Here is a 12,483-nt window from a genome sequence, read left to right as displayed (position 1 = left end):
CGGTGGACGAGGCCCAGGCGCTGGCCCGCGAGATGGGCTATCCGGTGCTGGTCAAGGCCACGCCGGCCGGCCCGCCGAAGAACGCCGTGACCTCGCCGATGGTCGGCACCGTCTACCTGTCGCCCGAGCCGGGCGCCGGCGCCTTCGTCAAGGTCGGCGACAAGGTGGCCGAGGGCGCGACGCTCTTGATCGTCGAGGCGATGAAGGTGATGAACCCGATCCGCAGCCCGCGCTCCGGCACGGTCAGCGCCATCCTGGTCGAGGATGCGCAGCCGGTCGAGTTCGGCGAACCGCTTGTCGTGATCGACTGATGTTCGAGAAGGTCCTCATCGCCAATCGCGGCGAGATCGCGCTGCGCATCCACCGCGCCTGCCGCGAGATGGGCATCCGCACCGTGGTCGTGCACTCCACGGCCGACAGCGACGCCATGGCCGTGCGCCTGGCCGACGAGGCGGTGTGCATCGGCCCGCCGGCGGCGCGCGACAGCTACCTCAACATCCCGGCCCTGCTCTCGGCCGCCACCATCACCGGTTGCGACGCCATCCATCCCGGCATCGGCTTCCTGGCCGAGAACGCCCGCTTCGCCGAGATGGTGGAGGAGCACGGCTTCGCCTTCATCGGCCCGACCGCGCAGCATATCCGGGTGATGGGCGACAAGATCGCCGCCAAGGACGCGGTCAAGGCCGCTGGCCTGCCGGTCGTCCCCGGCTCCGACGGCGCCGTCGACACGGTGGACGAGGCCCAGGCGCTGGCCCGCGAGATGGGCTATCCGGTGCTGGTCAAGGCCACGGCGGGCGGCGGCGGCAAGGGCATGAAGGTCGCGATGGCCGATGCCGAGTTCCCCGAGGCCTATACGATGGCCCGGAACGAGGCCCGCGCCGCCTTCGGCAACGACAGCGTCTATATCGAGAAGTATCTCGACCATCCGCGCCACATCGAGATCCAGCTGCTGGCCGACACCCACGGCAACGTGGTGCATTTCGGCGAGCGCGACTGCTCGATCCAGCGCCGGCACCAGAAGGTGATCGAGGAGGCCCCCTCGCCCGCGCTCAACGCCGAGGAGCGCGCCTATATCGGCGGGCTGGCGGCGGAGACGGCGCGCAAGCTGGGCTATCGCGGCGTCGGCACGATGGAGTTCCTGTACCAGGACGGGAAGTTCTACTTCATCGAGATGAATACCCGGCTGCAGGTCGAGCACCCGATCACCGAGGAGATCTCGGGCATCGACCTGGTGCGCGAGCAGATCCGCGTCGCCACCGGCGCGCCGCTCGGCTACACCCAGGCCGACATCGAGTTCCAGGGCCACGCCATCGAGTGCCGGATCAACGCCGAGGACCCGGAGACCTTCACCCCCTCCCCCGGCCGGATCGACGGCTACCATGCGCCGGGCGGTCTGGGCGTGCGGGTCGACAGCGCGATCTATGACGGCTACCGCATCCCGCCGCACTATGACAGCCTGGTGGCCAAGCTGATCGTGCGCGGCACCACCCGCAACGAATGCCTGATGCGGCTGCGGCGGGCGCTGGAGGAGTATGTCATCGACGGGGTGAAGACCACCCTGCCGCTACACGCCCGGCTGATCGCCGAGCCCGACTTCATCAATGGCGACTACGACATCCGCTGGCTCGAGCGGCTGATGGCGAAGTAAGGCACCGGCCAGAATTCAGCCCAATTCTGAGACTAAGACTATGCGGTGTCCCGGGCGCCGCGCCCGGGATGGCGATCGAGGGGATGCGATCGCTGTCGCAGGCTGGTCTGCGGGTCCGGTGCCGCCCCGATATGCGAGGAGATGCTTGATGAGCGTGTTTCGTGCTTCGACGGCGGCGGCCCTGGTCGCGCTGGTCACCGCCCCGGCCTTCGCGGCCGAGGTCCCGTCCGACCCGGTCGAGCGCTGCAAGGGGCTGCTGACCATCGCCCCGGCCGATTCCCCGATGCACAATGCCCAGGTCGGGTCGGTCGAATCCTTCGGCGACTCCGGCTGCAAGTTCACCGACGTCAAGATGACCGAGCCGGCCGACAAGGTCGCGGCCGGCGAGGCTCCGACCACGGTCGCGATCGCCGAGCTCACCATCGACAAGCTCGACTTCGCCAAGGCCTATGACAGCAAGCCGTCGCCGACGATGACGGCGCAGGCCAAGGGCATCTCGATCGACAACCCGCAGGTCAAGGCCGTCCTCGGCGAGGACCCGTTCAACGTCGCCATCGACTACCGGCTGGACGAGGGCAGCAAGCAGTTCAGCCTGAACCAGTTCGAGCTCAGCGGCGACTCGCTGGGCCAGCTGTCGCTGGACGGCGCGCTGGACGGCGTCAACTCGGCCGACCCGGCGGCCGCGGCCGACCCGAGCCAGCTGCTGGGCACCGCCTCGCTGCGCAAGATCAAGCTGCATTTCGAGAACAAGGGCATCATCGACAAGGTGATCGCCTTCGCGACCGCCCAGGGCGAGGACCCGAAGACCGCGATCGAGCAGGGCAAGAGCCAGGCCGTCCTCGGCATGGCGGCGCTGTCGGCGATCGGCGTGCCGGAGGCCGCGGTGAAGAGCCTGATGGCCTTCGCCCAGGACTTCCCGGCGCCGAAGGGCCCGCTGACGATCTCGATGGACCCGTCCGCCCCGGTGCCGCTGGCGCAGTTCGCCACAATCAAGCCGGGCGACGCCAAGTCGATGGACCTGGTCAAGAGCCTGAACGTCGCCGTCACCTACAATTGACCGGCTGCGATCGGACCTGATGTGACGCGATGGCCGGGGCGATCCCCCGGCCATCGTCGTCTCAGGAGACCGGCATGAAGATCCTGGCGATCCTGGTGCTAACGGCGGCTGCCCTGTCGACAGCGCACCCAGCCTTGGCGGCCCCCGTGCCGTCCGACCCGGTCGAGCGCTGCCGCGGCCTGCTCGAGATCGCGGGCCAGGCGGGCGGGATCGCCGCGCCGGCCGCCGCGACCGTCGAGCCGCTGGGCCCCGACGGCTGCCGCTTCACCGGGCTGCGCCTCGATCTCGGCCCCGGCCGCAGCTGGACCGTGGGCAGCCTGACGGCCGGCGGTCTGGACTTCGCCCGGATCACCCAGGACCGGCGGCTGGAGGCGGCCTCGCTGCGGGCCAAGGACGTCCGGCTCAAGGACAGCGCGGTGACGGCGGCGCTGGGTCCCGACCCGGTCCGGTTCGACGCCGCGCTCGACTACCGCTGGGACGTCGCGACCGGGACGGTCGAGGTCGCCGCGCTGTCCCTGTCCGGCGCCGGGCTGGGCGAGGTGGCGTTCAGCAACCGCCGCGGCCATGTCCGGGCCGACACCTTCTCCTTCGACCTCGGCCCGAGAGTCATCATCCTCGGCCTGATCGCCGCAGGCGACCTGCAGGCGCTGTCGTTCCGCTTCCGCGACGACGGCATCGTCGACCGCTTCATCACCGCGGGAGCCCGGGGCCTGGCCGACAAGGACCCGGGCCTCAGCGAGACCGAGCGGAAGCTCGTGCTGCAGCAGGCGATCGAGCATCAGGTCGCCTCGATGTCGGCCGGCGGCTTCCCGGAGCCGATGGTGGCGCCGCTGGTGGCCTTCGTCCGGGACTTCCCGTCGCCGCGGCCGATCACGCTGACCGCCGCGCCGATCGGGACGGTGCCCATGCCCGCGCTGCTGCTCGGCGAGGACGCCGGCGGCGCGACGCCCGCGGAGCTGTTCCGGCGCATGAACCTGACCGTGGCCTATTGAGCCCGATCGAACCGACCGAACGGAGAGAACCATGACCCGCATCCGGATCGCCGCCGCCGCCTTCTTCGCGGCAGCGGGCCTCGCCCCGCTGGTCCAGGCCGCGCCGGTGCCGGCGGACCCGGTGCAGCGCTGCCGCGACCTGCTCCCGATGCTCGGCAAGGCGACCGAGGAGGCGCCCTCGGTCGGCGAGGTGACGCCGGTCGGCGACACCGGCTGCCGCTACACCGACCTGCAGCTGTCGATGAGCCGCTATCAGGGCTGGAAGGTGGGAGCGCTGACCCTCGACCGCATCGATTTCGAGCGCTTCTACACCGACCGGGCGCCGCTGACCCTGTCGCTCCGCGCCGAGGGCATCCGCTTCTTCGCGCCGGCCCTGCCCGCGGCGAACGCCTACCAGATGAAGCTGGTGCAGAAGCCCCTCGAGATCACCTTCGACTACGACTACGACAAGGCCGCCGATGTCCTGACCATCCGCGATGCCACCTTCCGCGGCGAGACGATCGGCCATCTGACCGTCACTGCCGCGATCCAGGGCACCAGGCTCGACACGCTGGCCGCGGACCGGGTGCCCGACCCCGAGATCGCGACCGGGGTGTCGCTGCAGTCGCTGACCGTGGATTTCGACAACCAGGGCATGTTCGAGAACCTTGCCTTGCTGCCGCTGCTGCTGGCCCTGCCGGACGGCGAGACCGACCCGGAGGGGGCGGTCGCCGCGGCCAAGGCGCAAGGCATGGCCGTCCTGGTCGTCCTGACCGGGGCCGGCGTGCCCGAGGCGTCGGTGTCGGCGATCGGCCGCTTCATCCAGTCCATGCCGCAGCCACGCGGACCGTTCCATGTCGAGATCGCGCCGCAGCCGCCGCTCGCCTTCGCCGAGCTGGCGGAAGTGGAATCGGGCGGCGCGGCCAAGGTGATGGAGCTGGTGAAGCGGCTGAACCTCACCGCCAGCTACTGAGCCGGGCGTTCAAGGCCGCGCCAGCCCGAACACGCCGCGCACCGCGTCCAGCACCCGCGCCGCCTGCGCCCGCGCCGCCTCGGTGCCCTGGCGCAGGACGGCGCGGACCTCGCCGGGGTCCCGCGCCAGCTGCGCCCGGCGCTCGCGGATCGGGCCCAGCAGCGCCTCCAGCACCTCCTCCAGCCGGCGCTTCACCGCCACGTCCGGCAGCCCGCCGGCGCGGTAGCGGCGCTTGAGCTCCGCCACCGCCGTCGGGTCGGGGTCGAAGGCGTCGAGAGTGGCGAAGACGACATTGCCCTCGACCTTCCCCGGATCCTCGACCCGCAGATGCCCGGGATCGGTGTACATGCGGCGGATCTTGGCACGCACCGTGTCGGAATCGTCGCGCAGGTCGATGGCGTTGCCGGCCGATTTGCTGGCCTTGCCCCGGCCGTCCAGCCCCGGCAGGCGCGGCATGGTCGACAGCAGGATCCTCGGCTCCGGCAGCACCGCGGCGCCGGCCAGGCGGTTGACGGCGCGCACGATCTCCACCGTCTGCTCCAGCATCGGCGCCTGGTCGGCGCCGACCGGCACCAGCGTCGCCGCCACCGCGGTGATGTCGGCCGCCTGGCTGACCGGATAGCACAGGAACCCCGCGGGCAGGTCGCGGGCAAAGCCGCGCTGGCGGATCTCCTCGCGCACCGTCGGGTTGCGCTCCAGCCGCGCCACGGTGACGAGGTTCAGGTACAGCATCGCCAGCTCGGCCATCTCCGGCACCGCCGATTGCAGCACGATGGCGCTGCGGGCGGGGTCCAGGCCGATGGCGAGGTAGTCGAGCGCCACCTCCATCACGTTGCGGCTGACCCGGCCGGGATCGGCGGCGTTGTCGGTCAGCGCCTGCAAATCGGCGATCAGCACGAATTGCCGGCACAGGCGCTGCAGCCGCAGCCGGTTGGCGAGCGACCCGGCGTAGTGGCCGAGATGCAGCGGCCCGGTCGGCCGGTCGCCGGTCAACACGACATCGGCCGCGGTGATCTCCGGCGCTGGGGCCTGGGACGCGAGGGCAAGGACGGACATGGGACGAATCCTTTCGAGCAGGGAGGGAGGGCCGCTCGGATGGATCGCCGTCTCGGGACATGAAAAAGGCCGCTTCCATCGGAGCGGCCTTGGGTGCAGGACGAAGCACGCGCGAGCCGCCGTCAGGCGCTGCGCCACCAATTCCGGAACAGGGTCGCGGTCTTCGTCATGGCCGGCATCCTACAGCAGCCGGGCCGCACGGAAAAGACGGGGGCCGAAAAAGACGGCGACGGGTGGACGCGGTCCCTCCCCTCCGCTATCGACGGGACATGACCGCCGCGCCGCACCATATCCCTGGGGCAACCTTCCGGTCCCGGCCATGACCCGCGTCACGCCCCAGCTGCTGCTCCGCGCCTATGCCGCCGGGCTGTTCCCGATGGCGGAATCGGCCGACAACCCCGAGCTGCACTGGTTCGACCCGCCCCGCCGGGGCATTCTGCCGCTGGACGGCCTGCATGTGCCGCGCCGGCTGGCCCGCACGATCAAGGCCGGCCGCTTCAGGGTCAGCGCCAACCAGGCCTTCCATGCCGTGATCGCCGGCTGCGCCGCGCCCGCGCCGGGCCGGCCGAACACCTGGATCAACGACGAGATCGTCGCCCTCTACACCACGCTGCACCGCGCCGGCTTCGCCCACAGCGTCGAGAGCTGGGACGGCGAGGTTCTGGTCGGCGGCCTGTACGGCGTGGCCCTGGGCGGCGCCTATTTCGGCGAGAGCATGTTCAGCCGCGCCACCGATGCCAGCAAGGTGGCGCTGGTCCATCTGGTGGCCCGGCTGCGCGCCGCCGGCTTCGCCCTGCTGGACACCCAGTTCGTCACCGACCACCTGGCCCGCTTCGGCACGGTCGAGATCGAGCGCGCCGAGTATCGCCGCCGCCTCGACGCCGCCCTGGCGCTGCGGCCGGACTGGGCGGCCGCCGATCCCGGGCCGGAGCTGGATCTTCTGCTGGGCAACCGCACGGGGGAGCCGTGACCGCCCTGCCCCTGCGCCGCCGGCCGGTGCCGCCCGGCCCGATCGACGAGGCGCTGCTGCGCTTCGTCGAGGCGCATCCGGTGCCGACCACGCCGTTCGAGCCGCGCTGGGGCCTGTCGACCCTGGTGCTGGGCCCCGGCAGCATCATCGACGCGGTCGATGCCGGGGGCCGGCGGGTCGCCGTCGCCGCGGTGGTCGACGCCACCACCAACGGCCGCAACGCCGCCATCCTGGTGCCGCTGTGCCTGCTGCCCGGCTGCGACGGCGACGCGCTGGCCGCCTTACTGCTGGACGAGGCCGAGGCGATCACCGCCGCCGGGCCGCGGCGCAGCCTCGAGGTCGGCACCGAGGACGTGTTCGAGGGCCGCACCAATGATCTCGAGGCCCGCGGCTATCGTGAGGCCTACCGGATGCATGTGATGCGCCGGCCGCTCGACGCGCCCCCGCCGCCGGTGCCGCCGCTGCCGGAGGGGCTGCGCTGGTCGTCGCCGACCGAGGCGACGATGCGCAGCCAGCACGACGCCGTCCGCCGCGCCATGACGCCCGTCCCCGGCGCCAGCATCCCGGATTTCGACAGCTTCGCCGCCCGCGCCCGGGCGATGCCGGAACATCACGGGCTGATCCTGCGCGGCGATGCCGTCGCCGGCTTCCTGCGGGTGCACCCGCCCCCGGCACCTGGCGGCGAGGGCGACGTCGCGCTGATCGGCCGCCACCCGGAGCATCGCGGCGGCGGTCTCGGCGACATCCTGGTGGCCGAGAGCCTGCGCCGCCTGCACGCGGCCGGGGCCGGCGTCGCGGTGCTGGAGGTGGCGGCGGTGAACGACGCCGCCCTGGCCCTCTACCGCCGCCACGGCTTCGCCGTCACCGAGACCATCCCGGTCTATGCGAAGGATGTGCCGGCCGCCGGATAGCAGGCCTCCCGCAAATCCAACACCGTCATTGCGAGCGCAGCGAAGCAATCCAGGGGCCGGTGCGCATTGGCCCCTGGATTGCTTCGTCGGCTTCGCCTCCTCGCAATGACGGCGAGGCGACGTGCCGTTCTCGACGGGTTGGCGGCGGATGACGACAATGCCGCGAACCCAGCCGGAGTCGCCGCGATGAGCTTTGCCCTGTGGATGGTCCTGGCGGCCATCCTGCTGCCCTATCTGGCCGTGATGCCGGCCAAGGTGACGTCGCGGATCGACAACCACGCCCCGCGCCTGGGCATGGAGCGGATGACCGGCTGGCAGCAGCGGCTGGACTGGGCCCACCGCAACCATTTCGAGACGTTCCCGGCCTTCGCCGCGGCGGTGATCATCGCCCAGATGCGCGGCGCGCCGCAGGGCTGGGCCGACATCCTGGCCGGCCTGTTCGTGCTGATCCGTCTCGCCTACACGGCCGCCTATGCCGCCGACCGGCCGAGCCTGCGCTCGAACCTCTGGTCGCTCGGCTTCCTCTGCGTGCTCGGCCTGTTCGCCCTGGCGGCTTAGCCCGCGTATCCCACCCCCTTGCGCCCTGCGTCGCCTTGCGGGGAGTCGAATGAGGGCGCGGGCCGCGAAGAGCGTATCGGGCCATACGGTCGAGCGGCCCGCGCCCGCAGGCGGCCGCCGCAAGGCGACCCTGCGGGCCGGTTGAACATGCCGACATGATGCGTCGAACGGCTTGCCCGATGCATTGGCATGGCGCTGCGCCGTCCTCCTGCCCTGTCGGCATGTTGAACCGGCGCAGGGTGCAAGGGGGTGGGATACGCGGGCTATTGCCGGCCCGGCGGCAGCGCCGGCGGGATGATCTTCATCTCCGGCAGCGGCAGCGGCGAGGCATCCGGCACATTCTCATCCACCTCCTGCTGCGCCGCGGTGGCGGCCGGCGAGGTGTCGGTGCAGCTGACCACCCAGACGTCGTAGACCGGGTGGTCGAGCGCCGAGACGCCGGGCGAGGAGGCGAACATCCAGCCGCTGAACACCGTGGCGGCCGGCTTGCTGGGCGGGGTGTCGGTGATCTCGAGGAAGGCCGCGCTCTCCGGCGGATCCTCCGGCGGCGCCTTGCGGCAGGCGCGCACGGTGATGCCGAGCGTGCCGAACTGCACCGTCTCGCCGACCTTGGCCTCGAGCGGCTGGGTGCGCGCCGTGATCTTGTCGAGGCCGCGCAGCTCGGCGATCGGCTGGTCGATCGTGGCCGCGGCCCGCGCCGCGCCCGGAACGGATGCGGCGGCCAGCACCGCCAGCGCGGGAAGCACGAGAAGGCTGCGCATGGTCCGGATCAATTCCCCAACATGCCGCCGGTCGGCTTGCCCTGCGGCGCCTGGCCGGGCTGGCCCGACGCGCCGGAGCCGCCGCCCCCGGTCCCACCGGCGCTGCCCTTGTCGCCGAGCTGGCCGATGCTGAAGATCACCTGGCCTAGCAGTTGCTCCAGGCTCGGATTCGACTGGGTGTATTCGATGGTGTCGCCGTCCTTCAGCCAGCCGCTCGGGTCGTCCGGCCGCCCGCCGGGGCTGAGCGAGAGGCTGCGGCCGCCGAGCAGGCCGTCGCTGCTGATCGCGGCGGCGGTGTCCTGCGACAGCTTCACCGCCGGGTCGATCGACAGCTGGACGTCGGCCAGGTAGCTCTCGGGGTTCAGCGTCACGCTGGTGACGGTGCCGACCTTGACGCCGCCGATCCGCACATCGGTGCCGGCATTGACGCCATCGGCCTGGTTGAACTGGGCCTTGAGCGTGTAGCCCGAGGCCGAGCCGAGATTGGCGCTGGTATAGGCGAATCCCAGGAAGAGCAGGGCGACGGCCAGCACGACCGCGCCCATCACCGTCTCGATAACATTCCTGTGCATCGGCGTTCCTCAGACCGTCCCGGTCACGCCGGCGTCCAGGGCTCGTAGTCGCCGGTCGCCTTGGCGCGATGGCTGCCGCGCAGCGGGTGGCCGGGCGGCAGATAGGCATGGCCGGTGCCGGTCGGGTTGGCCTCCGGCGGCTGCTGCCAGGGCCGGCGGAACGGGCTGGTGTCGCCCGGCGGCTCCTGGAAGGTGTGATGCAGCCAGCCGTGCCATTCCGGCGGCACGCGCGACGCCTCGGACTCGCCGCCGTTGAACACCACCCAGCGCTTCTCGCGGCCGCCGGCCGCGACCTTGCGGCTGCGGAAGTAGCGGTTGCCGTGGGCGTCCTGGCCGACCAGCTGGCCACGCCGCCAGGTGACGAAGCGGAGATAGGCGCGGAGCCCGAATTCGGTCAGATCGAAGGCCATGGAATCCCAAGGACATGCCGAGTGACGGCCCCCGGCCGCCGAACGGCGCGGACTATGGCATCGCCGGCCGCATCCGTCCAGTGCGCGCGCCGCCGCGGCCCGGGGCAATTTCAAGGCAGGCACTTTCAAGGCAGGCGGGCGGAGCCGGGCGCGGCGGCGGGACTCCGGGCGGCCCGCCGGCCATCGGTCGCCGCCAGCGCGATGCCGGCCGAGACCGTGGCGAGGCCGGCCAGCAGCGGCCAGCCCAGCGGCTCGCCCAGGGTGAGGAGTCCGAGCAGCGCCGCCACGATCGGGTTCACGGCGACCGAGATCGCCACCCGGGTCGGGGTGGTGCGGCCGAGAGCGAAGACCCAGAGGAAGAAGGTCAGGGCACCGCCGACGACGCCCAGATACAGCACCGCGGCCCAGCCCGCCGGATCCAGGGCCGGCGGCGTCGCCGGCCCGGCCGCCAGCGCCAGGACCGCCAGGCCGGCGGTGCCCGCGGCCATGCCGAGCGCGCTGAAGGCCAGAGGCGAGGACCGGCGGACGAAGGGCCGCGACCACACATTATAAAAGGCGGCGCAGGCGGTGGCCCCGACCATCAGCAGGTCGCCCCGCCAGGCGCCCGGCGGCGCGCCCGCCAGGCCGGTGCCGAGCGCCAGCGCCACCCCGGCCATCGCCAGCAGCACCCCGGCGGCCTTGCGCGGGGTCAGCCGTTCCACCCCCAGCGCCGCGCCGGCGGCCAGGGTCAGCAGCGGCTGGGTCGACAGCGCCAGCGCCCCGCGCGCGGCCGTGGTATGGGCCAGCGCCGCGTTGAACAGGAAGGGGAAGGCGGCGAAGAACAGCAGGCCCAGCAGCGCCACCGCCGGCCAGTCGCGCCGCGGCGGCCAGGGCGCGCGCAGCAGGGCCACCGTCGGCAGCAGCAGGGCGCAGCCGATGCCGAAGCGGAACACGCCGAGCGTCGCCGGGTCCAGCGCCCCCATCAGGAACCGCGTCGCCACCACCGAGGTGCCACCCAGCGTGCTCGACGCCAGCGCCGCCGCCACGCCCATGCCGTCGCGCGCCATCCCCGCCCTCCTCCTCGACTGCGGATGGCAGGATAGGAGCGGCCGTCGACTTCACGGAAACGCATAAAGATGATCTTCTGAATCACGAATCATGATGGGGCGGTGGATGCTGGACCCGGAGCTGCTGCGCGCCTTCGTCGCCGTCGCCGACCACGGCTCCTTCACCCGCGGCGCTGCGGCGCTGAACCGGACCCAATCCGCCGTCAGCATGCAGATCCAGCGGCTGGAGGGCGCAATCGGTACCGCGGTGCTGGACCGCAGCCGCCGCGGCCTGCGCCTGACCCCGGCCGGGGAGGTACTGCTGGGCTACGCCCGCCGCATCCTGTCGGTCTCCGCCGAGGCGATGGGCCGGCTGCGCGACCTGCAGGTCGAGGGCACGGTGCGGCTGGGGGTGATGGAGGATTACGGCACCCGGCTGGTGCCGCCGCTGCTGGCCGGCTTCGCCGCCGCCCATCCGCGCATCCAGGTCGAGATGGTGACCGGGCTGACGACGCCGATGCTGCCGCGCCTCGGCGAGCGCTTCGACCTGGTACTGGCGATGCATGCGGCGGGGGACGGCGGCGGCATCTTCCTGCGGCGCGAGCAGGCGGTCTGGGCCGCCGGCCGTGACGTCTCCGCGAAGGCAGGCATTGCCGAAGCGGCGGCGGATGGCCCCCTGCCCCTCGCCCTCTACCCCCAGGGCTGCCTGTTCCGGGCCTGGGCGATGGCCGCGCTCGACGCCGCCGGCCGGCCCTGGCGCCTGGCCTTCGTCAGCCACAGCCTGGCGGCGGTGACCGCGATCGCCGCTCAAGGCCTGGCCGTCACCGTGGTCAAGGCCGGGCTGCTGCCGCCGGAGCTGCGGCGCCTGGGCGACCGCGACGGCCTGCCGCCATTGCCCGAGGCCGATATCCGCCTGCACCGCTCCCCCGGCCTGGGCCCCGCCGGGGAGCTGCTCGCCCGGCATCTGGCCGATGGGCTGATCCTGCCGGAGCGCGGCGGCGAGGTGTGATGGTAATCACACTTAGTATTCCCTGACGCCCATCCCGCGGGCAGGCCCTGCCCGATCAGTTTGCACCGCAACATGGCGTTTTGCGGCGGAATTGCGGCGAATCCCGGTCATCAAGGCAGAAGCTGGGCGGAGGGGGCGCTTAAATGTCAGGCAATGCAGGCGATGCATTGCTGCGGTGCGAAGACCAGGGGTGGAAGCATAGCTACCGTAAGCGCATATATCGGCTCGTGCGATGCAACGCACACCGCTCCGCGAACCTCGCTGGACGCGGAACGTGAATGAAGGAAATGCTGAAGTGAACCTGATCAACAAGCTTGTCGCCGCCTGGGAACGTCGTCGCGCCTACGCCGCCCTGATGCAGCTCGATGACCGCCTGCTGGCCGATATCGGCATGAACCGCGGCACCATCATGGAGCGCCTGGCGCGCGCCGCCCGCGACACCCGCATCGACAACGTCGCCGTGCTGCGCCCGACCGTGGCCGTGGCCGCGAACGAAGACTCGGTCATCCGTCGCGCCGCGTGATCGGCACGACCGGAGGCACCCGGTCCGCTTCCTCCCCCG

15 protein-coding genes are annotated in these 12,483 nt (G+C 71.9%); 10 read left to right on the top strand and 5 right to left on the bottom strand.

The features are described 5' to 3' along the window. The 5 genes from BWR60_RS07795 to BWR60_RS07775 form a co-directional block, all read left to right on the top strand. Positions 1-311: acetyl-CoA carboxylase biotin carboxyl carrier protein (locus BWR60_RS07795; RefSeq protein ID WP_218823388.1), on the top strand; the 311-nt coding region annotated here is incomplete at its 5' end. Then, positions 311-1,648, top strand: a complete 1,338-nt coding sequence (gene accC, locus BWR60_RS07790; protein ID WP_088150432.1) for an acetyl-CoA carboxylase biotin carboxylase subunit — start codon at positions 311-313, stop codon at positions 1,646-1,648. The genes BWR60_RS07795 and accC, both read left to right, overlap by 1 nt. Positions 1,649-1,796: 148 nt before the next feature. Next, positions 1,797-2,705 (top strand): hypothetical protein, encoded by a 909-nt coding sequence (locus tag BWR60_RS07785; protein WP_088150431.1) that lies wholly within the window; start codon positions 1,797-1,799, stop codon positions 2,703-2,705. 74 nt (positions 2,706-2,779) lie between these two features. Further along, the gene (locus BWR60_RS07780) at positions 2,780-3,697 is read left to right on the top strand and encodes a hypothetical protein (RefSeq protein ID WP_088150430.1); all 918 of its coding nucleotides are present in this window, start codon (positions 2,780-2,782) and stop codon (positions 3,695-3,697) included. A gap of 31 nt (positions 3,698-3,728) precedes the next feature. Next, complete coding sequence (locus BWR60_RS07775) at positions 3,729-4,649, top strand: hypothetical protein (protein ID WP_088150429.1); 921 nt, start codon at positions 3,729-3,731, stop codon at positions 4,647-4,649. Positions 4,650-4,658: 9 nt separating this feature from the next. On the opposite strand, the gene trpS is transcribed toward BWR60_RS07775, so the two are convergent. Next, positions 4,659-5,705, bottom strand: a complete 1,047-nt coding sequence (trpS, locus tag BWR60_RS07770; RefSeq protein WP_088150428.1) for a tryptophan--tRNA ligase — start codon at positions 5,703-5,705, stop codon at positions 4,659-4,661. Between the two features lie 319 nt (positions 5,706-6,024). Between trpS and aat the strand changes: the two genes are divergently transcribed. The 3 genes from aat (at position 6,025) to BWR60_RS07750 (ending at position 8,144) form a co-directional block, all read left to right on the top strand. Then, complete coding sequence (aat, locus tag BWR60_RS07760) at positions 6,025-6,675, top strand: leucyl/phenylalanyl-tRNA--protein transferase (protein WP_088150426.1); 651 nt, start codon at positions 6,025-6,027, stop codon at positions 6,673-6,675. Beyond that, entirely contained in the window at positions 6,672-7,586 is a 915-nt protein-coding gene (locus tag BWR60_RS07755) for a GNAT family N-acetyltransferase (RefSeq protein WP_088150425.1), read from the top strand. The genes aat and BWR60_RS07755 overlap by 4 nt, the downstream gene beginning before the upstream one ends. A 186-nt stretch (positions 7,587-7,772) precedes the next feature. After that, a complete protein-coding gene (locus BWR60_RS07750; protein WP_088150424.1) occupies positions 7,773-8,144 on the top strand; it encodes an MAPEG family protein in 372 nt (123 codons plus the stop codon). 263 nt (positions 8,145-8,407) lie between these two features. Here the strand turns inward: BWR60_RS07750 and BWR60_RS07745 are convergent, their stop codons facing one another. The 4 genes from BWR60_RS07745 to BWR60_RS07730 form a co-directional block, all read right to left on the bottom strand. Beyond that, the gene (locus BWR60_RS07745) at positions 8,408-8,905 is read right to left on the bottom strand and encodes a DUF2155 domain-containing protein (RefSeq protein ID WP_088150423.1); all 498 of its coding nucleotides are present in this window, start codon (positions 8,903-8,905) and stop codon (positions 8,408-8,410) included. 8 nt (positions 8,906-8,913) lie between these two features. Continuing rightward, positions 8,914-9,477: an outer membrane lipid asymmetry maintenance protein MlaD gene (locus tag BWR60_RS07740; protein ID WP_088150422.1), complete on the bottom strand. Its 564-nt coding sequence runs from the start codon at positions 9,475-9,477 to the stop codon at positions 8,914-8,916. Between the two features lie 23 nt (positions 9,478-9,500). Then, positions 9,501-9,887: an NADH:ubiquinone oxidoreductase subunit NDUFA12 gene (locus tag BWR60_RS07735; RefSeq protein WP_088150421.1), complete on the bottom strand. Its 387-nt coding sequence runs from the start codon at positions 9,885-9,887 to the stop codon at positions 9,501-9,503. Positions 9,888-10,012: 125 nt separating this feature from the next. Continuing rightward, entirely contained in the window at positions 10,013-10,933 is a 921-nt protein-coding gene (locus BWR60_RS07730; protein WP_088150420.1) for a DMT family transporter, read from the bottom strand. Between the two features lie 91 nt (positions 10,934-11,024). Between BWR60_RS07730 and BWR60_RS07725 the strand changes: the two genes are divergently transcribed. Together BWR60_RS07725 and BWR60_RS07720 are read left to right on the top strand one after the other, a co-directional pair. After that, positions 11,025-11,921, top strand: a complete 897-nt coding sequence (locus tag BWR60_RS07725; protein ID WP_218823387.1) for a LysR family transcriptional regulator — start codon at positions 11,025-11,027, stop codon at positions 11,919-11,921. A gap of 295 nt (positions 11,922-12,216) precedes the next feature. Next, positions 12,217-12,444 (top strand): DUF1127 domain-containing protein, encoded by a 228-nt coding sequence (locus tag BWR60_RS07720; protein WP_179221672.1) that lies wholly within the window; start codon positions 12,217-12,219, stop codon positions 12,442-12,444. The last annotated feature ends 39 nt before the right edge of the window (positions 12,445-12,483 follow it).

Source organism: Inquilinus limosus, assembly GCF_002195995.1.
In the GTDB taxonomy this organism is placed as follows: domain Bacteria; phylum Pseudomonadota; class Alphaproteobacteria; order DSM-16000; family Inquilinaceae; genus Inquilinus; species Inquilinus limosus_C.
Note: the sequence above shows the minus strand (reverse complement) of the source record. Positions and strands in the feature narration are given on the sequence as shown.

What these genes read in the sequence shown, in the direction of transcription:
- accC (WP_088150432.1), top strand. Translation starts at nt 311, where the DNA reads ATGTTCGAGAAGGTCCTCATCGCCAATCGCGGCGAGATCGCGCTGCGC.
- BWR60_RS07785 (WP_088150431.1), top strand. Translation starts at nt 1,797, where the DNA reads ATGAGCGTGTTTCGTGCTTCGACGGCGGCGGCCCTGGTCGCGCTGGTC.
- BWR60_RS07780 (WP_088150430.1), top strand. Translation starts at nt 2,780, where the DNA reads ATGAAGATCCTGGCGATCCTGGTGCTAACGGCGGCTGCCCTGTCGACA.
- BWR60_RS07775 (WP_088150429.1), top strand. Translation starts at nt 3,729, where the DNA reads ATGACCCGCATCCGGATCGCCGCCGCCGCCTTCTTCGCGGCAGCGGGC.
- trpS (WP_088150428.1), bottom strand. Translation starts at nt 5,705, where the DNA reads ATGTCCGTCCTTGCCCTCGCGTCCCAGGCCCCAGCGCCGGAGATCACC.
- aat (WP_088150426.1), top strand. Translation starts at nt 6,025, where the DNA reads ATGACCCGCGTCACGCCCCAGCTGCTGCTCCGCGCCTATGCCGCCGGG.
- BWR60_RS07750 (WP_088150424.1), top strand. Translation starts at nt 7,773, where the DNA reads ATGAGCTTTGCCCTGTGGATGGTCCTGGCGGCCATCCTGCTGCCCTAT.
- BWR60_RS07745 (WP_088150423.1), bottom strand. Translation starts at nt 8,905, where the DNA reads ATGCGCAGCCTTCTCGTGCTTCCCGCGCTGGCGGTGCTGGCCGCCGCA.
- BWR60_RS07740 (WP_088150422.1), bottom strand. Translation starts at nt 9,477, where the DNA reads ATGCACAGGAATGTTATCGAGACGGTGATGGGCGCGGTCGTGCTGGCC.
- BWR60_RS07735 (WP_088150421.1), bottom strand. Translation starts at nt 9,887, where the DNA reads ATGGCCTTCGATCTGACCGAATTCGGGCTCCGCGCCTATCTCCGCTTC.
- BWR60_RS07730 (WP_088150420.1), bottom strand. Translation starts at nt 10,933, where the DNA reads ATGGCGCGCGACGGCATGGGCGTGGCGGCGGCGCTGGCGTCGAGCACG.
- BWR60_RS07725 (WP_218823387.1), top strand. Translation starts at nt 11,025, where the DNA reads ATGATGGGGCGGTGGATGCTGGACCCGGAGCTGCTGCGCGCCTTCGTC.